Origin of the sequence: Isoptericola sp. NPDC057653, from assembly GCF_042799955.1 — a bacterium.
In the GTDB taxonomy this organism is placed as follows: Bacteria; Actinomycetota; Actinomycetes; order Actinomycetales; family Cellulomonadaceae; genus Isoptericola.
In genome coordinates, this window is the sequence record NZ_JBHVHP010000004.1 from 251,509 (window position 1) to 271,861 (window position 20,353).

The 20,353-nt window shown below is 74.8% G+C and carries 16 protein-coding genes; 8 read left to right on the forward strand and 8 right to left on the reverse strand.

Annotated elements, in window-relative coordinates; all coding sequences use genetic code 11:
• Positions 1–64: 64 nt before the first annotated feature.
• Both ACFU9A_RS20665 and ACFU9A_RS20670 read right to left on the reverse strand, forming a co-directional pair.
• Positions 65–946 (reverse strand): ABC transporter permease, encoded by an 882-nt coding sequence (locus ACFU9A_RS20665; protein WP_430577181.1) that lies wholly within the window; start codon positions 944–946, stop codon positions 65–67.
• On the reverse strand, positions 943–2,262 hold the full coding sequence (locus tag ACFU9A_RS20670; RefSeq protein ID WP_430577182.1) for a glycine betaine/L-proline ABC transporter ATP-binding protein: 1,320 nt from the start codon (positions 2,260–2,262) through the stop codon (positions 943–945). Before ACFU9A_RS20670 ends, ACFU9A_RS20665 begins: the two co-directional genes overlap by 4 nt.
• Before the next feature lie 651 nt (positions 2,263–2,913).
• Here ACFU9A_RS20670 and ACFU9A_RS20675 point away from each other — a divergent pair.
• From ACFU9A_RS20675 to ACFU9A_RS20700, 6 genes are all read left to right on the forward strand, one after another.
• The gene (locus ACFU9A_RS20675; protein ID WP_430577183.1) at positions 2,914–5,004 is read left to right on the forward strand and encodes a hypothetical protein; all 2,091 of its coding nucleotides are present in this window, start codon (positions 2,914–2,916) and stop codon (positions 5,002–5,004) included.
• Between the two features lie 281 nt (positions 5,005–5,285).
• Positions 5,286–6,215 carry a hypothetical protein gene (locus ACFU9A_RS20680; RefSeq protein WP_430577184.1) on the forward strand — a complete coding sequence of 310 codons (930 nt, stop codon included), beginning with the start codon at positions 5,286–5,288 and terminating at the stop codon, positions 6,213–6,215.
• 180 nt (positions 6,216–6,395) lie between these two features.
• Positions 6,396–7,934 carry an adenosylhomocysteinase gene (ahcY, locus tag ACFU9A_RS20685; protein WP_430577185.1) on the forward strand — a complete coding sequence of 513 codons (1,539 nt, stop codon included), beginning with the start codon at positions 6,396–6,398 and terminating at the stop codon, positions 7,932–7,934.
• Between the two features lie 111 nt (positions 7,935–8,045).
• Positions 8,046–9,485, forward strand: coding sequence for a sensor histidine kinase (locus ACFU9A_RS20690; RefSeq protein WP_430577186.1), 1,440 nt, complete (start codon positions 8,046–8,048; stop codon positions 9,483–9,485).
• The gene (locus tag ACFU9A_RS20695; RefSeq protein ID WP_430577187.1) at positions 9,482–10,183 is read left to right on the forward strand and encodes a response regulator transcription factor; all 702 of its coding nucleotides are present in this window, start codon (positions 9,482–9,484) and stop codon (positions 10,181–10,183) included. The genes ACFU9A_RS20690 and ACFU9A_RS20695 overlap by 4 nt, the downstream gene beginning before the upstream one ends.
• Before the next feature lie 149 nt (positions 10,184–10,332).
• Positions 10,333–11,544, forward strand: a complete 1,212-nt coding sequence (locus ACFU9A_RS20700; RefSeq protein ID WP_430577188.1) for an acyltransferase family protein — start codon at positions 10,333–10,335, stop codon at positions 11,542–11,544.
• 6 nt (positions 11,545–11,550) lie between these two features.
• Here ACFU9A_RS20700 and ACFU9A_RS20705 read toward each other — a convergent pair whose 3' ends face one another.
• Entirely contained in the window at positions 11,551–12,369 is an 819-nt protein-coding gene (locus tag ACFU9A_RS20705; protein WP_430577386.1) for an RDD family protein, read from the reverse strand.
• A 48-nt stretch (positions 12,370–12,417) separates the two neighbouring features.
• Here ACFU9A_RS20705 and ACFU9A_RS20710 point away from each other — a divergent pair, with 48 nt between their 5' ends.
• Together ACFU9A_RS20710 and ACFU9A_RS20715 are read left to right on the forward strand one after the other, a co-directional pair.
• Positions 12,418–13,407 carry a stage II sporulation protein M gene (locus ACFU9A_RS20710; RefSeq protein ID WP_430577189.1) on the forward strand — a complete coding sequence of 330 codons (990 nt, stop codon included), beginning with the start codon at positions 12,418–12,420 and terminating at the stop codon, positions 13,405–13,407.
• 173 nt (positions 13,408–13,580) lie between these two features.
• On the forward strand, positions 13,581–14,366 hold the full coding sequence (locus tag ACFU9A_RS20715; RefSeq protein ID WP_430577190.1) for a hypothetical protein: 786 nt from the start codon (positions 13,581–13,583) through the stop codon (positions 14,364–14,366).
• Positions 14,367–14,387: 21 nt separating this feature from the next.
• Here the strand turns inward: ACFU9A_RS20715 and ACFU9A_RS20720 are convergent, their stop codons facing one another.
• The 5 genes from ACFU9A_RS20720 to ACFU9A_RS20740 all read right to left on the reverse strand — a co-directional run bounded on the left by ACFU9A_RS20720 (position 14,388) and on the right by ACFU9A_RS20740 (position 20,160).
• On the reverse strand, positions 14,388–15,800 hold the full coding sequence (locus tag ACFU9A_RS20720) for a DUF58 domain-containing protein (protein WP_430577191.1): 1,413 nt from the start codon (positions 15,798–15,800) through the stop codon (positions 14,388–14,390).
• Between the two features lie 49 nt (positions 15,801–15,849).
• Positions 15,850–16,836, reverse strand: coding sequence for an AAA family ATPase (locus ACFU9A_RS20725; protein WP_430577387.1), 987 nt, complete (start codon positions 16,834–16,836; stop codon positions 15,850–15,852).
• A gap of 143 nt (positions 16,837–16,979) precedes the next feature.
• Positions 16,980–18,257: a DUF4350 domain-containing protein gene (locus tag ACFU9A_RS20730; protein WP_430577192.1), complete on the reverse strand. Its 1,278-nt coding sequence runs from the start codon at positions 18,255–18,257 to the stop codon at positions 16,980–16,982.
• Positions 18,254–18,934 carry a DUF4129 domain-containing protein gene (locus tag ACFU9A_RS20735; protein ID WP_430577193.1) on the reverse strand — a complete coding sequence of 227 codons (681 nt, stop codon included), beginning with the start codon at positions 18,932–18,934 and terminating at the stop codon, positions 18,254–18,256. The genes ACFU9A_RS20730 and ACFU9A_RS20735 overlap by 4 nt, the downstream gene beginning before the upstream one ends.
• On the reverse strand, positions 18,931–20,160 hold the full coding sequence (locus ACFU9A_RS20740) for a glycerophosphoryl diester phosphodiesterase membrane domain-containing protein (protein ID WP_430577194.1): 1,230 nt from the start codon (positions 20,158–20,160) through the stop codon (positions 18,931–18,933). Before ACFU9A_RS20740 ends, ACFU9A_RS20735 begins: the two co-directional genes overlap by 4 nt.
• Positions 20,161–20,353 lie beyond the last annotated feature (193 nt).

Sequence of the window (20,353 nt, forward strand, 5' to 3'; positions counted from 1 at the left end):
TGTCCTTCCTGAGGGTGCCCGTGCGGCGGCGCGGCGGCCGCCGCACGAGCGAGGAGCGGGAGCGTCAGCGCGTGGCCTTGAGGGCCTTCGCGACCGGGGAGCGGTCCGCGAGGGCCGAGGTGACGCGGTCGAGGTAGATGGCGAGGAACACGACCGCGAGGCCGGCCTCGAACCCGAGGGCGATGTCGACGCTGGAGAGCGCGCCCACGACGTCGCCGCCGAGGCCGCCGGCGCCGACCATGCCGGAGATGACGACCATCGACAGGGCCAGCATGATCACCTGGTTGACGCCCGCCATGATGGTGGGCATCGCCAGCGGGATCTGGATCTGGCGCAGGATGCGGCGGTCCGTGGAGCCGAACGCGCGGCCGGCCTCCACCACCTCGGAGTCGACCTGACGGATGCCGAGCTCGGTGAACCGCACGCCGGGGGCGAGCGCGAACACGATGGTCGCGATGATGCCGGGCACGGGGCCGGTGAGGAAGATGACGACCGTCGGGATCAGGTAGACGAAGGCGGGCATCGTCTGCATGAAGTCGAGGATCGGTCGGACGACGCGTGAGACGTGCTCGTTGCGCGCGGACCAGATGCCGAGCGGGATGCCGATCAGCAGCGCGACCACGGACGCGAGGAGCACGAGCGCCAGGGAGTCCATGGCGTTGCCCCACTGGTCCATCGCGGCGATCAGCACGAAGCCGACGAGCGAGCCGAGCGCGAGCTTCCAGCCGCGGGCCCAGAACGCGATCGCGGCGAGCACGATCGCGACGACGAAGAACGGCGGCGTGCTGAGCACCCAGTCCAGGCCGTCGTAGATCGACTCGAAGAACGTCTTGACGGCGTCGAACAGCGGGTCGAACGTGTCGGTGACCCAGTCGATCGCCGTCTCGATCCAGTCGCCCACCGGGATCCGGGGGACGAGGGTGTCGCTGGCAGCGGTGACGATCATGCCGGGGCTCCTTCCGTCGTCCCGGCAGGTTCGTCGTCGGCCGGCACCTCCTGCGTCGTCCCCGGGGTCGACACGTTGCCGTTCTCGACCGCTTCGCCGGCCATGGCCTCGAGCAGCGTCACGCGCGGCACGACGCCGACCAGGCGGCCTTCGTCGTCGACCACCGCGAGCGGCACGGCGGACTCTGCCGCCGGGGCGAAGAGCTCGGCGATCGGGGTGTCCTGGTGCACCGAGGTGACCTCGGTGTCGAGGATGCCGTCGAGCTTCTCCGCGCCCTCCTTCGTGGCGCGCACCGCGTCGTCGGCGCGGACGAGCCCCTTGAGGACGCGCCGCCGGTCGACCGCGAACGCGCCCGACACCTCGGCCTCGCGCATCTCGCGCGCCGCCTGGCGGGGCCCGCCGCCGGCGGGCACGGTGAGGCGCGGCCGCTGCATGACCGAGGACGCCGTGAGCACGCGCGACCGGTCGACGTCCGCCACGAACTTCTCGACGTACGAGTTGGCGGGGTCGGAGAGGATCTGCTCGGCGGTGCCGATCTGCACGATCCGCCCGTCACGCATGACGGCGATCCGGTCCCCGAGGTGCATGGCCTCGTTGAGGTCGTGCGTGATGAAGATGATCGTCTTGCCCAGCTTCTCCTGGAGCTCCAGGAGCTGCTCCTGCATCTCCGAGCGGATCAGGGGGTCGAGGGCGCTGAACGCCTCGTCCATGAGCAGCACGTCGGTGTCGGCGGCGAGGGCGCGGGCGAGGCCGACGCGCTGACGCATGCCGCCGGACAGCTGCGACGGCAGCGAGTCCTCCCAGCCGGAGAGGCCGACCATGTCGAGCGCCTGGCGGGCCTTCTCCTGCCGCTCGGTCCTGCCGGCCCCCTGGATCTCCAGCGGGTACGCGGCGTTGTCGAGCACCGTGCGGTGCGGGAGCAGCGCGAAGTGCTGGAAGACCATGCTGACGCGGGTGCGGCGCAGCTCGCGCAGGCGCTTGCCGTCGACGGTCGCGAGGTTCGCGTCCCCGAGGAGGACGTCGCCCGCGGTCGGCGTCCACAGGCCGTTGAGCATGCGGATGAGGGTCGACTTGCCGGAGCCGGACAGGCCCATGACGACGAAGATCTCGCCGGGGGCGACGTCGAACGACGCGTCGATCACCGCTGCGGTACCGAGGCTCTTGACCTCGTCGCGTGAGGCTCCCGCCTCGAGGCGGCGCACGGCCTCGCCAGGCTTGGGCCCGAAGACCTTGTAGACGCCTCTCACCGACACCGCAGGGGTGACCCCGGACGTCTCGGCGGGCGTTGCTGTGGTGGTACTGCTGTCTCCCGTCATACGGGCAGGGCTCGCCACCTTCCATCACGTTCGGATGTACCCACGGTTCGCCGGGCGGTGCGTCGAGCACCGGTCACGGGTTCCCGTGCTTCCGCGGTTCCAGTGGGCACAAGGGCATCAAGCACCCTCCTACGCCGACGGGTGCCGTGGCGAACTGAGAAAGCGCGCCTGATCTGCGCGTTTCTTCCGGGTTGTCCTGGGGAAACACCGACTTTTGGCTGGTCAGAAGGGTGCAGCGATCGTTACCGGAATGTGACAAAGCGCGTGACGCAGGTCACGATCCGCGCCTGAACAGTGTGTCCCGGGCCACCATCTGGCGCCACTCGGGAGGCGGCGACCGTGAAGAAAGCATCTGGGAACGGCAAGGACTCGGCAAGTCGTGGGTGCCTCACGGGGCGGGTCGGGCGCGATCGGACGGCCGCGACGAACGCCGGCGGAGCGGGTGAAAACCTGCTCGCGAGCGGGTGAATTTCGGGCTCGACGACCGAAGCCGGAGGGTGACCGGTGACCGGGGCTCCATACTCGGCGCAGCACCGCCCGCCCGCGCCTCGGCACGGCCGCGGCGACCGGCACCGACGCCGACGTGGCCCTGCGGCCGTGCCCTCACCCTCGCCGGCCGGGCACCTGGCCGGCACGAGTCCCGGAGGACCCGTGGAACCTGTCCTGTCCGGCCGTGCGCGGCACCGCGCGCGCACGACGGCGCTCGTCGCCGCCCTCTCCCTGGTCGTCGCGCCGCTGGTGGTCGCGCCCGCCGCGGTCGCTGCCACCGACCCCCCGCCCGAGAGCCAGGTCGCCGTCGAGCCGACGGTCGAGCCGACGGCCGAGCCGACGACCGGGCCGACGACCGGGCCGACGGCGCCTGCCGCCCTCACCGACGTCGTCGCGCCCGACGTCGCGCAGCTCGCCGTCGCGGGCACGCTGCGGGTGGGCGAGCAGGTCGTGGTCGACCCGCACCCCGAGCTCTGGACGCCCGCCGACGTCGATCTCGCCTTCGACTACCGCTGGTCCGTGGACGGGGTCGAGGTCGGGGACGGGACCGGAGCCGCCCTGGTCGTCCCGGCCGGCGCCGTCGGCGGCGTCCTGAGCGTCGCGATCACCGGCACCGCGCCGGTGGGCGCCGTCGACGGCGTCCCCTCGGCGTCCGTGGTGGTGACCGCCGACGGCACCGTGGCGCCGGGCGCCATCGCCGGTGCCGATCCCACCGTGTCCGGCACCGTGCGCGTCGGGAGCCGCGTCACCGTGCAGCCGGGGGAGTGGCCCGAGGGCACGACCCTCGCCTACCGCTGGACCGTCGAGCGGGCGACCGGCACGGCGACCGTCGCGACGACGTCGTCGTACACGCCGGTCGTGGCCGACAGGGGCGGGGTGCTCACCGTCGCGGTGACAGGCAAGCGCCCCGGCTACGAGACCACCCGGACCACCGTGCCGGTCACGGTGGCCGCCGGCGTCCTCACGGCGCCGACCCCGACCATCTCCGGCACCGTGCGCGTCGGCTCGAAGGTCGCGGCGAAGCCGGGCGCCTGGACCGCCGGCACGACGCTCACGTACCAGTGGTACGCGTCGGGCGTGGCCATCTCGAAGGCCACGGGCACCACCTACACGCCGACCGCGTCGGTCAAGGGCAAGACGCTGCGGGTCCGCGTCACCGGCACCAAGTCGGGCTACACCACGGTGACTCGCGCGAGCGGCTGGAAGACCGTCGCCGCCGGCGTCCTGTCCGCGCCGCGGCCGAAGATCAGCGGCACGGTGCGCGTCGGCGCCAAGGTCGCCGTCGCGAAGGGCACCTGGAAGCCCGCCGCGAGCACCTACCGCTACCAGTGGCGCGCCAACGGCGCGAAGATCTCCGGCGCGACGAAGTCGTCGTACACGGTCCCGTCGAGGTACGCGGGCAAGAAGCTCACCGTCACCGTCACCGGCAGCCGCTCGGGGTACGCCACGACGTCGGTGACGAGCTCGTCGTCCACGGTGCTGCGGGTCTACTCCCGGACGTCGGCACCGAAGATCTCGGGCAGCGCGCGCGTCGGGTCCACCCTCAAGGTGAGCAGCCGCGGCACGTGGACGCCGAAGCCGTCGTCCTGGCGGTACCAGTGGAAGGCGAACGGCACGGAGATCAAGGGTGCGACCCGGTCGAGCCTGAAGCTCACGGGTGCCCAGTACGGCAAGCGCATCACCGTCACCGTCAAGGGCGTCCGCTCGGGCTACTACTCCTCCACCCGCACCAGCGCCGCGACGGCGCGGGTGACGGTGCCCGCCCCGGTGCTCACGAAGAACGGCACGTACAAGGTCGGGACGCAGATCAAGGCGGGCACGTACGTCGCTCCCGGCTCGCCGAAGGGGTGCCGTGTCCAGCGGCTCGACGGGAACAAGAAGATGGTCTGGGCGGGTCTGACCTACGGCCAGACGATCGTGACGATCCGCAGCACGGACAAGTACTTCGCCACCACCGGCTGCGGCACGTGGCGCAAGTACGCCGCGTACGGGAAGGTGCGGACGTCGACGCCGACCGACGGCATCTACAAGGTCGGCACGGGTGGGGGACAGCTCAAGCCCGGGCTGTACTACACCACCGGGCCGGCGTACTCGGACGACGTCTGCTACGTCGCCGCGCTGAAGAGCTTCACGATGACGCACGCGGCGATCGACGAGGCCGCCGAGTTCACCGAGCCGGGCTACTGGAAGGTCCTGACCGGCGACGTCGGTTTCGAGGCCTACGGCTGCTCCTGGCGGCGCGTCTCGAGCTGACCGTCGCGGTTCCCGAGCGCCGCCGTCCGCCGTCCCCGACCGGGACCGGTGGGCGGCGGCGCTCGTCCTGCCGTGGACAGGGGCCGACTGCGGCGAAGATCACCCGCCCCGCAACGGGTGAAGTCCGACATCGACCGGTTGCTTTCGGCAAGAGCGCTCACATACTTGACTGGCGACACCATCGCCCCGGCGGGCGGCCCGACGACGGCCGCCGCCGCGGGGGGCCGGGGTCGCGCCACCTCACCTGCCGACGTCGTCGGCGCACCCCCCAGGAGCAGCTCGTGAAGCACACCTCGCCCGCGCGCCGGGGCGGCCGCCTCGCCGCGATCGTCACGACCGTCACCCTGCTGGCGGCACCGCTCGCCGTCGTGCCCGCCACCCTCGGCGCGCCGTCGGCCGCCGCGGCGACCACCACCCAGGTGACGATCAAGAAGATCGGCACGAAGACCGCGCCGTACAAGAAGAAGACGACGGTCAAGCCGAGCGTCAGCGCCAAGGGCAACGTCTCCGTGAAGTCCAAGACCCTCACGGTGAAGAAGTCCGGCAAGACGGTCGCGAAGAACAAGAAGTCCGTCGCGCTGAAGGCCGGCACCTACAAGGTGACGACGAAGGTCACGTACAAGACCTACAAGGTCAAGAGCACGACGAAGACCGTGACGAAGAAGAAGGTCGGCGTCCCCGCGTCCACCGACGTGAAGGTGAGCTGCAAGGCCACCTCGGTGAAGGACCTCGGCTACGACGACTACCGTCTGGTCACCTCGTGCACGTCGTCCAAGTACGACGGGGCGCGCAAGGTGACCCTGGACGTGTACGACTTCGGGGACGAGGTCTGGGGGATCGCGGACAACTGGGACGAGCTGACGATGGCCTCGGTGCCGCGCCAGGGCGCCACCTTCTCGGCGACCCTCAACCCGGGGGTCGACCTGAAGAAGTCGTACACGGTCAAGCAGACGACGAAGAAGAAGGTCTGGTCGGCCACGAAGGCGAAGACCAAGACGCAGACGCTCGTCGTCAAGCAGGGCAAGAAGCCGTCGCGCACCACGCCGGTCAGCAAGTACAACTGCCCGAGCTGGGCTCCTGTCAAGGGCAACCAGTCCGGCATCTACCACGTCCCGGGCGGGCGGTACTACGAGGTGACCACCCCCGAAGAGTGCTTCACCTCCGCCGCCGCGGCGCGCAACGCGGGCTACCGCGCGTCGAAGAACGGCTGACGACGCGCCACCCCCGGGCGGACGCACGAGGCCGGTGCCCCTGCGGGCGCCGGCCTCGCTGCGTCGTCGACGTGCCGCGGACTACCCTGGGTGCTGGCCCGTGCCGCCGACGGCAGGCCACGCGCAGACGGGAGCCCCCAGCGCGACCGACATGACCCCGAGACGTCCAGGAGGGCGACCATGTCCACGACCGCTGAGGCACCCGGAACCACCGGCTTCGACGAGGTTCCCGGCCGCTACAAGGTGCGCTCGCTCGCGCTGGCGGAGGCGGGGCGGCACCAGATCCGCCTGGCCGAGCACGAGATGCCCGGCCTGATGGCGCTGCGCGCGGAGTTCGGCGAGTCGCAGCCGCTGGCCGGCGCCCGCATCGCCGGCTCGCTGCACATGACGGTGCAGACCGCCGTCCTCATCGAGACGCTCGTGGCGCTCGGCGCCGAGGTCCGGTGGGCGAGCTGCAACATCTTCAGCACGCAGGACGAGGCCGCGGCGGCGATCGTCGTCGGCCCGCACGGCACCCCCGCCGACCCGCAGGGCGTGCCCGTCTTCGCCTGGAAGGGCGAGAGCCTCGAGGAGTACTGGGACTGCACCGAGCAGATCCTCGTGTGGCCGGGGGCGGAGAACGGCCAGGGCGGCCCCAACCTCATCCTCGACGACGGCGGCGACGCCACGATGCTGGTGCACCTGGGCCTGCAGTACGAGCGCGCCGGCGTCGTGCCGCCCGACACGCTGCCCGGCGAGCCGGACCACACCCACGAGATGAACGTGGTGCGCAGCGTGCTGCGCCGGGCGCTGGACTCCGACCCGCTGCGCTGGACCACGGTCGCGCAGGGCATCGGCGGCGTCACCGAGGAGACGACGACGGGCGTGCACCGGCTCTACCACCTCGCGGAGGCGGGCGAGCTGATCTTCCCGGCGATCAACGTCAACGACTCGGTCACCAAGTCGAAGTTCGACAACAAGTACGGCATCCGGCACTCGCTGCCCGACGGCATCAACCGCGCCACGGACATCCTCATCGGCGGCAAGGTCGCCTTCGTCTGCGGTTACGGCGACGTCGGCAAGGGTGCGGCCGAGGCGTTCCGCGGCCAGGGCGCGCGCGTCATCGTGTCCGAGGTGGACCCGATCTGCGCGCTGCAGGCGGCGATGGACGGCTTCCAGGTGGCCCGGCTGGACGACGTGATCGGCGAGGCCGACTTCGTCATCACCACGACCGGCAACAAGGACGTCGTGCGCGTCGAGCACATGCTCGCGCTCAAGGACAAGGCCGTCGTCGGCAACATCGGCCACTTCGACAACGAGATCGACATGGCCGGCCTCGCCGCCGTGCCGGGCGTCGTGAAGACCGAGATCAAGCCCCAGGTGCACGAGTGGACGCTGCCCGCGGCCGACGGCCGGCCCGAGCGGTCGATCATCGTGCTCTCGGAGGGGCGCCTGCTCAACCTGGGCAACGCGACCGGCCACCCGTCGTTCGTCATGTCGAACTCGTTCGCCAACCAGGTGATCGGCCAGATCGAGCTGTTCGCCGACATGGCCCGCCCCGCCGACGAGCGCCAGTACGAGCGCCAGGTGTACCGCCTGCCCAAGGTGCTCGACGAGAAGGTCGCGCGCCTGCACCTCGACGCGCTCGGCGTGCGGCTCACCGAGCTGAGCAAGGAGCAGGCCGAGTACATCGGCGTGCCGGTCGAGGGCCCGTACAAGGCGGAGCACTACCGGTACTGACGAGGGAGCCCTTCTGCCGCGGCCCGGACCGGCCCGGCAGGGGGGACAACCCCCGGCAGGACGGCGGTGGGCCGGATATCGGCTCGGCGCCGCGGGCGGCAGCCTGGAAGCATGACCAGCATGACGTCCACCGACGGCACCGCACCGTCGCCCGCCACCCCGCACTCGACGGAGGCGGCTCCGGCGTCGCCGAGCGCGGACGACGGCGCGCCGCCGTTCCTCCTCGCCCCGTTCGACGGCCGCACCTGGCGGGCCTACGGCTTCATCTGGCTCTCGCTGCTCCTGGCGCCGTTCGCGTTCACGTACGCGATCTTCACCGTCTCCTTCATGGCGGGGGTGGCGGTCACCGTCGTGGGCCTGTTCGTGGCGGGCGGCGTGCTGATCGGGGCCCGCGGCTGGGGCTCGACGTACCGGCGGATGGCGGTGCGCTACCTCGGCGTGGAGATCGCCGAGCCCGCGCCGCGCACGCCGCGCAAGGGCTTCTGGCGTCGGCTCGGCGGGATGCTGGGCGACTCGACGGCCTGGCGGTCGCTGCTGTACATGGTCGTCACCTTCCCGCTGGCGATCGTGTCGTTCGTCGTGAGCACGGTGTTCCTGGCCGTGGCCCTCGGCGGCATGACGCACTGGTTCTGGTCGCGCTGGCTGCCGCTGCAGCAGGCGAGCGACGGCACCTGGCACCGGGGCGCGTCGTTCGGCACCGACTGGTTCGTCGACACCCCGGCGCGCCAGCTGCTGCTCGTCGCCGCCGGCGTGATCCTGCTGTACCTGTGGCCGCAGGTGCAGGCCCTGTTCGCGGGGCTCTTCCGGCTGCTCACCGTCGGGCTGCTCAGCCCCACCCGGGCCAGCCTGCGCGTCGCCTACGCCGAGCGGGCCCGCGCCGTCACGGTGGAGGACGCCGACGCCCGCCTGCGCCGCATCGAGCGCGACCTGCACGACGGCACCCAGGCGCACCTCGTGGCCGTCGCCATGCAGATCGGCGAGGCGCGGGAGCTGCTGCGCGACGGCGCCGACGAGGCCGAGCTCGCCGCCGTCCTGGAGACGGCGCACTCCAGCACCAAGGACACGCTCGCGGAGCTGCGCGAGCTGGCCCGCGGCATCCGGCCGCCCGCCCTGGACGCGGGCCTCGCCGTCGCCCTGGAGACCCTGGCCGCGCGCGCCGCCCTGCCGGTCCGGGTGCACGCGGTCGGGCTCGACGCCGCCGACCTGCCGCCCAGCGTCACCGCGATCTCCTACTTCGCCGTCGCGGAGCTCGTCGCCAACGCGACCAAGCACGCCCGCGCCACCGGGGTCGACGTCGTCGCCGGCGTGGAGCCCGTGGCCGACACCGCCACCGGCGCCGCCGTGCGCGCCCTGGTCCTGCGGGTGCACGACGACGGCGTGGGCGGCGCGGCCGTGCGCGCCCCGGACGCGTCGGGCCGCGGCAGCGGGCTGGCGGGCCTGACCGACCGGCTGTCCGGTGTCGACGGCACGCTCGGGGTGGTCAGCCCCGCCGGAGGGCCTACGGTGATCACCGTGACCATCCCGCTGCCCGCCCCCGGCACCGCCCGATGACTTCCGACGCGCCGGGCGCGCCTGGCGGTCTGCGCGTCGTCGTCGCCGAGGACTCCGCGATCCTGCGCGACGGCCTCGTCGCGCTGCTGTCCCGCCGCGGGTTCGACGTCGTGGCGGCCGTGCCCGACGGCGACGCCCTCGTCCGCGAGGTCACCACCCTCGCCGCCGCGGGCGCGCTGCCCGACGTGCTCGTCGCCGACATCCGCATGCCCCCGTCCCACACGGACGAGGGGCTGCGCGCCGCCGAGGCGCTGCGGGCCGCCCACCCGGGGCTGCCCGTGCTGGTGTTCTCCCAGTGGGTCGAGACGCGGTACGCGTCGCGCCTGCTCGAGGGCGACCCGCGCGGTGTCGGCTACCTCCTCAAGGACCGCGTGGCCGACGTCGGGGACTTCGTCGCCGCGCTCGGGCGCGTGGCCGCGGGGGAGACGGTGCTCGACCCCGAGGTCGTGCGCCAGCTGATGGGCGCGCACCGCTCCGTCGAGGACGGGGTGGCCCGCCTGACGCCGCGCGAGAAGGAGGTGCTCGAGCTGATGGCGCAGGGCCGCTCCAACGGCGCGATCGCCGAGGCGCTGTTCCTGTCCTACGGCGCCGTCGAGAAGAACGTCGCGGCGATCTTCACCAAGCTGGACCTCCCGCAGGACTCCGCCGACCACCGGCGCGTGCTCGCCGTGCTGCGCTACCTCGGCGTCGACGCCTGAGCCGAGACCTGTCCTGACAGGTCGACGGGGGACGTCCCCCGGAACGACCCGGGGGAGGAGCCGGGCGGGGCGGGGGCCAGGCCCATGTCCGGCGACGTCGCAGGTCACGAGGCTGAGAGTGTCCCTCTCACCGAGCCTCAGGAGCCATCGTGGCCGTCCTCGACGCCCCTGCCCCACCCGCCCTGTCCGCGCCGCCGCCGGTCGTCCGGCCCCGGCCCGCCGCGGCCGCCACGGCGCCTCTCCGCCGCCCGCGGGACCCGTTCGTCGACGTCGTACGGGCCGTCGGCACCGTCGGCGTGGTGCTCCTGCACTGGCTGATGGCGGAGGCCGCGTGGGACGGCCGCACGCTGCAGGTCGGCAACGCCCTCGGCCACGGCGCCGGCTGGCTCGTGACCTGGCTCCAGCCGCTGGCCCTCCTGTTCTTCGCCGCCGGCGCCTCGGCCGGCTACCAGCGAGGCGGGACGGCCACCGCCGGCCGCGGCTGGGGCGGCGTGGTCCTGGCCCGGCTGCGGGCCGTCGCCCGCCCGGTGGGCGCGTTCGCCGCGGCCTGGGCGCTCGCCGTCGCCGCGCTGCTCGCCCTGGGCGTGCCCGACGACGCCGTGTGGCGGATGGCCCGAATGGCGCCGCAGCTGCTGTGGTTCCTCGGCGTGTGGGTGGTGCTCATGGCGATCACGCCCCTGCTGCGGGCCGCGTGGGAGCGGTGGCGCTGGGGTGCGCTCGGCGCGGCGGTGGCGCTGCCGCTGTCCCTGGACGCCCTGCGCTTCGGGCTCCCGAACGACGTCACCGCCGGCCTCGCCTGGGCCAACGTGCTCCTCGCGTGGGCGGCCCCCTACCTCGCCGGCATCGCGTACGCCGCCGAGCGGGGCGCCCCGCGCCGCCCCGCCGAGCCTCTCGGCTCGCGCACCGCTCGCCGGCTGCTCGCCGCGGGCGCCCTCGCCGCCGTCGCCGCCATGGCCGTGCTCGTCGCCGTCGGCCCCTACCCGCCCAGCATGATCGGGATGCCCGGCGACGAGATCTCCAACCTCGGCCCGCCCACCGCGCCCGTCGTGGCGCACGCGGTCGCCCAGGTCTGCCTCGTCCTGCTGTTCCGCGCCGCCCTCGTGCGCCGGGCGGGCACGGCCGCCGGGCAGCGGGTCGTCGGGGCTCTGGCTCGCCGGTCGATGACGGTCTACCTGTGGCACCTCACGGCGATGTTCGCCGTCGTCGGCGTGGCGCTGCTGGGCCTCGGGCAGCGGCTGCCCGCCGCCTGGGGCGCGGACTGGTGGGCGTCCCGGCCGATCTGGTTCGCCGCGTTCCTGCTGGTGCTGCTCGGCCTGGTGCGCGTGTTCGGCCGGTTCGAGGACCGCCCCCGCCGTTCCTGACCGGGGTCAGCGGGGCGGGTCGGGGACGGCGTAGGGCAGGCGGTGCAGGGTGGCGGCGCGGGCCTCGGCCCGTTCCTGCTCCGCCTGCCCGCGCTCGAGCTCGCGGTCGCGGCGCTCGTGCAGCACGGCGTGCAGGAACGCCTCGGCGGGCGTGCCGGGCGGCGGCCCGGGGGCGACGAGCGGCTCGATGCTGCCGGCGAGGTCGTCGGCCAGGCCGGCGCGCGACGCGGGGGCGAGGCGGGGCGCGCGGTCGAGGAACTGGCGGGCGGCGAGGGCCAACCCGTCCGGCAGCCGCCGGATGTCGGCCGTGCGCGCCCAGGCGGCGAGCTCGGGGGGCATCGCGAGCGGCACCGACCAGCCGCGCCCGCCCCGCACGCGGATGACGTAGGTGCCGGCCAGCAGGTCGCCGAGGCGCTTGCCGCGGGAGTTCGACAGCGACGCGATCAGGGCCACGCTGCCGAACGTCAGCCAGAGCTCGCCCACGCCCACCAGGGCGCGCACGAAGGCGTGCCGGAAGCGCACCGGGCCGCCGTCGTCGCGGACCACCCGGAGCCCCGCCGCCAGCTTCCCGAGGGACCGGCCGCGGCTGAGGGTCTCGACCGTCACCGGCAGCACGACCATCACCAGCACGGCCGCGACCACGCCGAGCACGGCGGCCCACTGCTGGTCGATCTGGACGTCCTGCACCGCGACCACGACGAGCAGCGCGATCCCCACGACGACGATCGCCGCGAGGTCGAGCAGCGCCGCGAGCGCGCGGCTGACGAACGAGGCGGGGCGCGCGTCGAGCACCACGCCCTCGCCGATGACGATCCCGTCGTGCATGTGCATCCCCCGCTCGTGCGACGTGTCCCGTGTGGAAGGGTATCGACCGTGGACCTCGACGCCTTCACCGCCGTGCACAGCCCCCAGTGGGAGCGGCTGCGGCAGCTCACCCGCAAGCGGCGGCTCGACGGCGCGGAGGCGGACGAGCTCGTGCGGCTCTACCAGGCGGTGGCCACGCACCTGTCCACGGTGCGGTCCGCGGCGCCGGACCCGGTGCTGGTCACCCGGCTCTCCGACCTGCTCAGCCGCGCCCGCGTGCGCATCGCGGGCGCCCACGAGCCGGCGTGGGCCGACGTCGTGCGGTTCGTGGCCGTGACCGTCCCGGCCGCGCTGTACCGCGTGCGCTGGTGGACGCTCGGCGTCGTCGTGGTCTGCCTGGCCCTCGCGGTGCTGGCGGGGTACCGGGTGGCGACCGACCCGGGCGCGCTCGCCGCGATGGGCACCCCCTCCGAGCGGGAGGCGTACGTCAACGAGGCCTTCGCGTCCTACTACGACCCGGGCGCGTCGTTCGCCGCGATGGTGTGGACGAACAACGCGTGGATCGCCGCGCAGTGCGTGGGCCTGGGCATCACGGGCGTGTGGCCCGCCATGGTGCTGGTGCAGAACGCCGTGGGCGTGGGCGCCACGGGCGGGATGATGGCCGCCTACGGCGAGCTGGACCTGTTCCTGCAGCTCATCGCGCCGCACGGGCTGCTCGAGCTCACCGCCGTGTTCGTCGCGGGCGCGGCCGGGCTCAAGCTGTTCTGGACGGCGGTGTCCCCGGGCCCCCGCCCGCGCACCGTGGCGCTGGCCCAGGAGGGGCGCGCGCTGGTGACCGTCGCGATCGGCCTCGCGGGGGCGCTCGCGGTGTCCGGCCTGATCGAGGGGTACGTCACCGGCTCCACGCTGCCGTGGTGGTTCAAGATCGTCATCGGCACGATCGCCCTCGCGGGGTTCTGGGTCTACGTCGTGGTGCTGGGCCGCCGGGCCACCGCCGCCGGTCTCACGGGCGACCTCGACGCCGACCGCGCGGGCGAGGTCGTGCCGACCGTCGGCTGACGGCACGCGGCCGCGGCTCGGGGGACCGGGCGGCCGGTCGACCGGGTGGATTGTGGCCGCGGGCCTGGTCGGCGCGGGGTGCCCTCACCTAGCGTGGATGGCTTCCAGGCAACCTGGTCGGGCCCCGCCCGTGCCGCGCGCACGCCGGGACCCGTCGGCCCGAGGAGGCCGCCATGACGAAGAAGCCGCTCGTCCTCACCTCGGTCGCCCTCGCCGGCGCGCTCGCCCTGGCCGGCTGCGACGGCGGCCCCTCGACGGACGCCCCCACCGCGGGCACGGTCACGGGGTCGGGACAGCCCGAGGAGGCGGCCGAGGAGTCGGCGCCCGCGCAGGACGTCCCGCCGTACTCCGAGATCGCCGACGAGGTGAAGGCGAACGTCGCCGCGCTGACGTCGCTGACGCTGACCGGGACCTTCGTCGACGACGGCGAGACCATGACGATCGAGGGGTCCGGCGCGGTCACCGGCGAGGGCGACTTCACGCTCACGATGTCGGGGACGGTGGACGGCAAGCCCGCGGACGCGACCATCCTGCGCGTCGACGGTGCCACCTACCTCAAGGCGTCCCCGCAGTTCTTCGCGGCCAACTTCGGCGACTCGGACGGCGCGATCTCCGAGGCGCTCGGCGACAAGTACCTGCAGCTGCCGAAGGAGGCCGGCGCCGACGACCTGTCGCTCGAGAGCTTCGTGGACGAGTTCGCCGCCGACCTCCCGAGCGCCGCCGACGTGCCCGACGACACCCCGGGCGAGCTCGTGGACTTCCACGGGCAGCAGGTCTACGAGTACGCCGCCGACGACGGCACGTCGATGCAGGTCACCGCCGACGGCTCGGACCAGCTGGTCGGCGTCAGCAGCCCCGGGGACGGCGAGATGGTGCTGTCCGACCTGAACGAGGCGCCCGACGTCCAGGCGCCGGCCGCCGACGACGTGATGGACCTCAGCGGGATGACCGGCAACTGACCCTCGCGGCGGGCAACGGGGTCAGAGGCGGCCGGCGGCCTTGAGCGCCAGGTACGTGTCGGCGAGGCGCGGCGCCAGGTCGTCGGGGAGCGCCTCGACCACCTCGGCGCCGTGCTGGCGCAGCACCGCCGAGACGGCGGCCCGCTCCAGGTCCGCGCGGGCGGCCGCGGCCGCGTCGTAGACGGCGGCCTCCGACGACCGGTCGGCGCGCAGCCGGGCCGAGTCCGCGTCGGCGACGGCGGCGACGACCACCTGGTGCGTGCCGGACAGCCGATGCACCACGGGCAGCAGCCCCGTCTCCACGGCGGCGGGGTCGAGCGACGTGAGCAGCACGACCAGCGACCGCTGCGACACGCGCTGGCGCACCTGCCCGACGAGGCCCGGCCAGTCCGTCTCCAGCAGCGCGGGCTCGACGACGGCCAGCGACTCGGCGAGCGCGGGCAGCAGCCTGGGGCCCGACGCCCCGGCCACGCGGGCGCGCAGCGCGCGGTCGTAGGCCAGCACCTGCACGCGGTCGCCCGCGCGGTCGGCGAGGGCGCCGAGCAGCAGCGCCGCCTCGATGCTCGCCTCGAGCCGGGTGCCCCCGAGCGTCGAGGCGAGCTCGTCGCCGTCCCCGGCCCCGGGGGGCGTCGGGACGTGGGCGCCCGGCGCGCTGCCGATGCGGGCGGCGGAGGTGCGCCCGGTGTCGAGCACGATCACCACGCGCCGGTCGCGCTCGGGGCGCCACGTGCGCACGACGACGTCGCCGCGCCGGGCGGTGGCACGCCAGTCGATCGAGCGGACGTCGTCGCCCACGACGTACTCGCGCAGCGAGTCGAACTCCGTGCCCTCGCCGCGCACCTGCACCGCGGCCCGGCCGTCCATCTCCCGCAGGCGCGCGAGGCGCGACGGCAGGTGGCGGCGGCTCGCGAACTCGGGCAGCACGCGCAGGCGCCCGGGCACGGGGATCGACGCCTGCCGGGCGGCGACCCGCAGCGGCCCGTACGACCGGATGGTCACCGCGCCCGCCGCCCGGTCGCCCCGCCGGGTCGGGCGCAGCGTGGTGCGCACCCGCGCGGACTCGCCGGCGGGCAGGTCGACCGCGTGGCGGGCCGAGCGCGCCACGAGCGGCTCGCCCGCGGCGGCGCCGTCGGTGCGCACGGCGGCGTCCACGACGAGCGACGGAGGCCACGCGTCCCGGACCAGCGCACGCAGGCGGCGGCGGGTCGTGTTGGTGAGGACCAGCTCGGAACGCGTGGTCACGCCGAGCCGCACCGAGCGCGGCGCGCGGCGCTGGATCGCGACGGCGCGCGGCGACGCGGCGAGCGCGACGTCGACGGCGCAGACGGCCACCACGACGAGCGCCCACACCACGACCGTCCCCGGGACCGGGAACAGGGCCACCGGGATCACGCCGAGCGCCGCCAGGACGACGGCACGCCACGTCAGCGCCACGCGATCACCGCCCCGTCGGCGCCCGGCCCCATACCGTCTCGCCGCACGTTCAGCGGGGGACGGGCACGGTCGCGAGCACGCTGGTCAGCACGCTCTCGGCGGTGACCCCCTCGAGCTCGGCCTCGGGCCGGAGCTGGACGCGGTGCCGCAGCGTGGGGTGCGCGAGCGCCTTCACGTCGTCGGGCGTGACGTACGAGCGGCCCGAGAGCCAGGCCCAGGCGCGCGACGTCGCGAGCAGCGCCGTGGCGCCGCGCGGCGACACCCCGAGCGACAGGGAGGGGGAGCGGCGGGTGGCGCGGCACAGGTCGACGGCGTAGCCGAGCACCTCGGGCGCCACCTGGACCTGCCGGACCTCGGCGCGGGCGGCGGCGAGCTGCTGCGGGCCGGCGACGGGCCGGACCCCGGCACCGTGCAGGTCGCGGGGGTCGAAGCCGGCGGCGTGCCGGGCCAGGACCTCGATCTCCTGCTCGCGCGCCGGCACGGGCAGCACCACCTTGAGCAGGAAGCGGTCGAGCTGTGCCTCCGGCAGCGGGTACGTGCCCTCGTGCTCCACGGGGTTCTGCGTCGCGATGACGACGAACGGGTCCGGCAGGGGGCGCGGCGTGCCGTCCACCGACACCTGGCGCTCCTCCATCGCCTCGAGCAGCGACGCCTGCGTCTTCGGGGGCGTGCGGTTGATCTCGTCCGCGAGCAGCAGGTTCGTGAAGACGGGGCCCTCGCGGAAGGAGAACTCGGCGGTGCGGGCGTCGTAGACCAGCGACCCGGTGACGTCGCCCGGCATGAGGTCGGGCGTGAACTGGACGCGCTTGGTGGACAGGTCCAGCGACTCGCCGAGCGCGCGCACCAGCAGCGTCTTCGCGACGCCGGGCACGCCCTCGAGCAGCACGTGGCCCGAGCAGAGCAGCGCGATGAGCAGGCTCGTCACCGCGGAGTCCTGGCCGACGACGGCCTTGCCGACCTCGGTGCGCACGCCCGCGAGCGCGGCGCGCAGCTCGACGGACGGCGCCGCGGGGGCCGGCGCGTCGTCCGGCGCCACCGGAGCCGTGGGCGTTACCGGAGCCGCGGGCGCGGGCGGTGCCGCGGGGGCTGCCGAGGCGTCGGCCGGGGCCGGCGGGTCGACGGGGGCGGGCGCCGTGGTCTGCGGGACCGGGGCGGCCTGCGGGTTCTCGTCGGGGGTCGTCACGATCGGTGGACCTCGCTCTCCAGGGTGTCGAGCCGGCGCGCTAGCTCGACCAGCGCGCCGTCGTCGGGGGGTGGTGGGCCGTACAGCAGGTCGGCCACGTCGCGGGTGGGGCGGCCGGTGGCTCGGGAGACGGCCTCGGTGAGGGTCGTCGGGTCCGCCGACCGGGGGACGCCCAGGCGCCGTGCGACGACCTCGGCGCTGGCCGCGCGGAGCCCCGCGGCGGCGTGCCCGCGGGAGCGGGTGCGCCGGTACAGGCGGCCGCGGCCGCGGGTGGTCTCGGTGGCGCGCACCACGACCGGCAGCTCCTCGGCGACGAGCGGCCCGAGGCGGCGCGCGCGCCAGACGGCGGCGACGCCCACGACCAGCAGGGCCCACAGGCCGACGACGCCGGCCCAGCTCGGCAGCACGGCCCCGCCCGGGTCGGACGGCTCCCCGGCCGCGCTGGTGTCCAGCGGGTCGGGGACGAGCCACACCAGCGTCTCGTGCGCGCCCAGCAGGCCCAGGGCGAGGGCCGCGTTCCCGTCGTCCAGGACGGTGTCGTTGCGGACGAGCGCCGCGTCGTCGACGGCGGTCACGGTGCGCGTGCCGCCCGCGGTCGGGAGCTCCACCTGCGCGAGCGCCGCCCGGTCGTCGGCCGTCCAGCAGAGGGTCACGTCGCGCGACGCGTCGGGGTTGGCCTCGAGCCCGGCGCCGAGCTGCAGGGTCCCCGCGCGCCGTGCGACGGGGAGGTCGCACCCGGGGGCGACGGGGGAGCCGGGCGTGGCGGCCGGGTGCACGCGGCCGGCGTCGCCGTCGGTCGCGGCGCCGACCAGGAGGTCGTCGGCCCCGATCAGCACCAGGTCGGCCTCGACGCCGGCGAGGGCGTCCGCCTGCTCGGGCAGGAGGTAGGACGACGGCGTCACGAGCAGCGTGGTGCCCGGGCCCGCCGCGGACACGGCGTCGGCGACGCGGGTCACGTGCTCGACGTCGACGCCCTGCCGCCCGAGCACCTGGGCCACGGCGCGGGCGCCGTCCGGGCCGGGGTTGTCCGGGGCGTACGGCGTGCTCGACGTGACCGGCCGCGTCACCGCGAGCACGGCCACCACGAGGACGACGACACCCAGCACCAGCAGCGTCCAGCGGGCGCGCCGCCACCGTCGGGCCGCGCGGCTGCCGGCGGTGGTGCCGTCGCCGGTGACGACGGGCGAGGTCGCCGCGTCGGTCGCCGCCGCGGCTGCCGCGGGGGAGCCGAGGCCGGCACCGAGGTCCGTGCCGGGGTCCGTGCCGAGCGTCATGGTGCGGCCACCCCGCTCGTCGCCGCGAGCGGCTCGGGCCGGAGCGCGCGCACGCGCGCGTCGAGGTCGCGCAGGCGCTGGTCGTCCTCGGCCCGGGCGGGGAGGGTGCCGTAGCAGACGTCGTCGAAGAGGCCGGCGGCGCCGTGCAGCTCGCCGGCCACGACGCGCAGGCGCGAGCCGGCGTCGTGCGCCGCCTCCTGCGCGGTACGGCCCGGGCGCTCGTCGATGACCACCCGCTCCTCCAGGGACCGCACCAGGGCGCGGAACCGCTCGAGCACCGCGGTCGACCAGTCGCCGCGCCCGGCGGCGGCGTCCGCGGCCGCCCGCAGCTCCTCGGCGGTCCGTGCGTCGTCGCCGAGCACGACCGCGGAGCGGTGCCGGCTCCGCGTGAGCCGCACCGGCCCGGCGACCCACCACGCGATCGCGGCCACGAGGACCACGGCGACGACCACCACGAACGCGACCGGGAACCGGCCCCCGCCGAGCGACAGCCCGTCGAAGAGGTCCGCGATCCACTGCAGCAGGCGCTCGAGGAGGGACGGAGCGGTGGAGTACTCGGAGCGGGACAGCTCCTCGAGGAGCCAGCGGTGCGCCGTCTCGCGGTCGGGGTCCACCGGCACGGTGGCGGGCAGGGCCGCCAGCGCGGCCGGGAGCAGCCCCGCCGACGCGCCGGTCACGCGATCATGCCGGGGGGCGGCCCCGGGCGGGGGCCGGGCCCGGCCCCCGGCTGCCCGTCGTCGGGCGCCTGGGCCGCGGCGGCGAGCTGCACGTCGAGGCCCTCGCGGCGCATCCGCACGTCGATGTAGAGCAGGGCGACGACGGACGCCGTGAAGATCGTGGTGATGGCCGTGCTGACGATGATCGACAGCACGCTGGCGACGACCGTCGACGCGCTCATGACCTGGGTGCTCTCGCTGGCACCGCCGATGGCGGCCGCGATGATCGTGATGGGGTAGGTGATGAGGTTCGCCGCGATGCCGATGATGATCGCCGCGAGCAGGTAGATCCCGAACAGCCGCCAGAACGACCCGCGGGTCAGCCGCCACGCGCGACCGATCGTGGAGCCGAGACCCTGGCCCTCGAGCGCCAGCGCGGGGGCCACGAGGCCGACGCGCACCCCGAGCCACACGACCGCCGCGAGGAGCCCCGCCACCAGGAGCAGCACGATCGCGACGGTGCCGCCGACCGACGAGTCGCCGAACGCGGCGATGACGACGACGAGCAGGGTGAACCACACCGCGCCGAGCACCAGGGACGCGAGGGTCCGCAGCAGCGCCCAGCCGATCAGGCGGCCCACCCGGCCGCGCAGACGGGTCCAGACCTGCCCGAGGCTCTGCTTGCGCCCGATGACCGACTGGCTCACGGAGACCGTGAGGATGCCCTCGACCACCGGCTGGGCGACGAGGATCGTCAGCCCGGTGCCGAGGCCCGTCGCGACGACCTGGGCGTAGACGGCGTCGAACCCGAGGTCGGCGATCTCGGGGTCGGCCGCGGCGAGCGACGAGAACGACGAGGTCAGGGAGGGGACGATGAGCTGCGCCACCAGCACGCCGAGCACGGTCGCGACCAGCAGCACGAGCGTCGCCGCGCCGAGCATCACCTTGGGGTTGTGCCGGATCGCCGTGAACGCGCCGTCGTAGATCTCGCCGAGCGTCAGCGGCCGCAGCGGCACGATGCCGGGCTTGGCCGCCGCCGGGCCGTAGGGTCCGGGCGCACCGCCCGGACGCTGCCCGTACCGGCCCTGCCCGTACTGCGGCTGGCCCTGCCCGTACTGCTGGCCCTGCCCGTACTGCTGGCCCTGCCCGTACTGGGGCTCGCCGCCGGGCGCGCGCTGGCCGTACCGCGGGGGCTCGGAGGCCTCGCCCCAGCCGGACGGAGGCTGGGGCTGGTCGGGCGTGGTCATCGCGGCCTCCCGGGCTGCAGGGCGGTCGGGTCGTCGGCGAGCGGCGTCGACGGACTCTCGGCGGGGGGGGGGCCCCCGGGGCCCCCCCCCCCCCCCCCCCAAAAACCCGGCGGGGGGGGAAACCCCGCCGGACCACAACGAGGCCCCCGCGCCGGGGGGAATGTGGCACGTAATAACCGTGGGGGTGTGTGGG

Bases quoted from the DNA above. Each gene is read 5' to 3' on its own strand.
- ACFU9A_RS20665 (WP_430577181.1), bottom strand. From the start codon at position 946: ATGATCGTCACCGCTGCCAGCGACACCCTCGTCCCCCGGATCCCGGTG.
- ACFU9A_RS20670 (WP_430577182.1), bottom strand. From the start codon at position 2,262: ATGACGGGAGACAGCAGTACCACCACAGCAACGCCCGCCGAGACGTCC.
- ahcY (WP_430577185.1), top strand. From the start codon at position 6,396: ATGTCCACGACCGCTGAGGCACCCGGAACCACCGGCTTCGACGAGGTT.
- ACFU9A_RS20690 (WP_430577186.1), top strand. From the start codon at position 8,046: ATGACCAGCATGACGTCCACCGACGGCACCGCACCGTCGCCCGCCACC.
- ACFU9A_RS20695 (WP_430577187.1), top strand. From the start codon at position 9,482: ATGACTTCCGACGCGCCGGGCGCGCCTGGCGGTCTGCGCGTCGTCGTC.
- ACFU9A_RS20705 (WP_430577386.1), bottom strand. From the start codon at position 12,369: ATGCACGACGGGATCGTCATCGGCGAGGGCGTGGTGCTCGACGCGCGC.
- ACFU9A_RS20715 (WP_430577190.1), top strand. From the start codon at position 13,581: ATGACGAAGAAGCCGCTCGTCCTCACCTCGGTCGCCCTCGCCGGCGCG.
- ACFU9A_RS20730 (WP_430577192.1), bottom strand. From the start codon at position 18,257: ATGACGCTCGGCACGGACCCCGGCACGGACCTCGGTGCCGGCCTCGGC.
- ACFU9A_RS20740 (WP_430577194.1), bottom strand. From the start codon at position 20,160: ATGACCACGCCCGACCAGCCCCAGCCTCCGTCCGGCTGGGGCGAGGCC.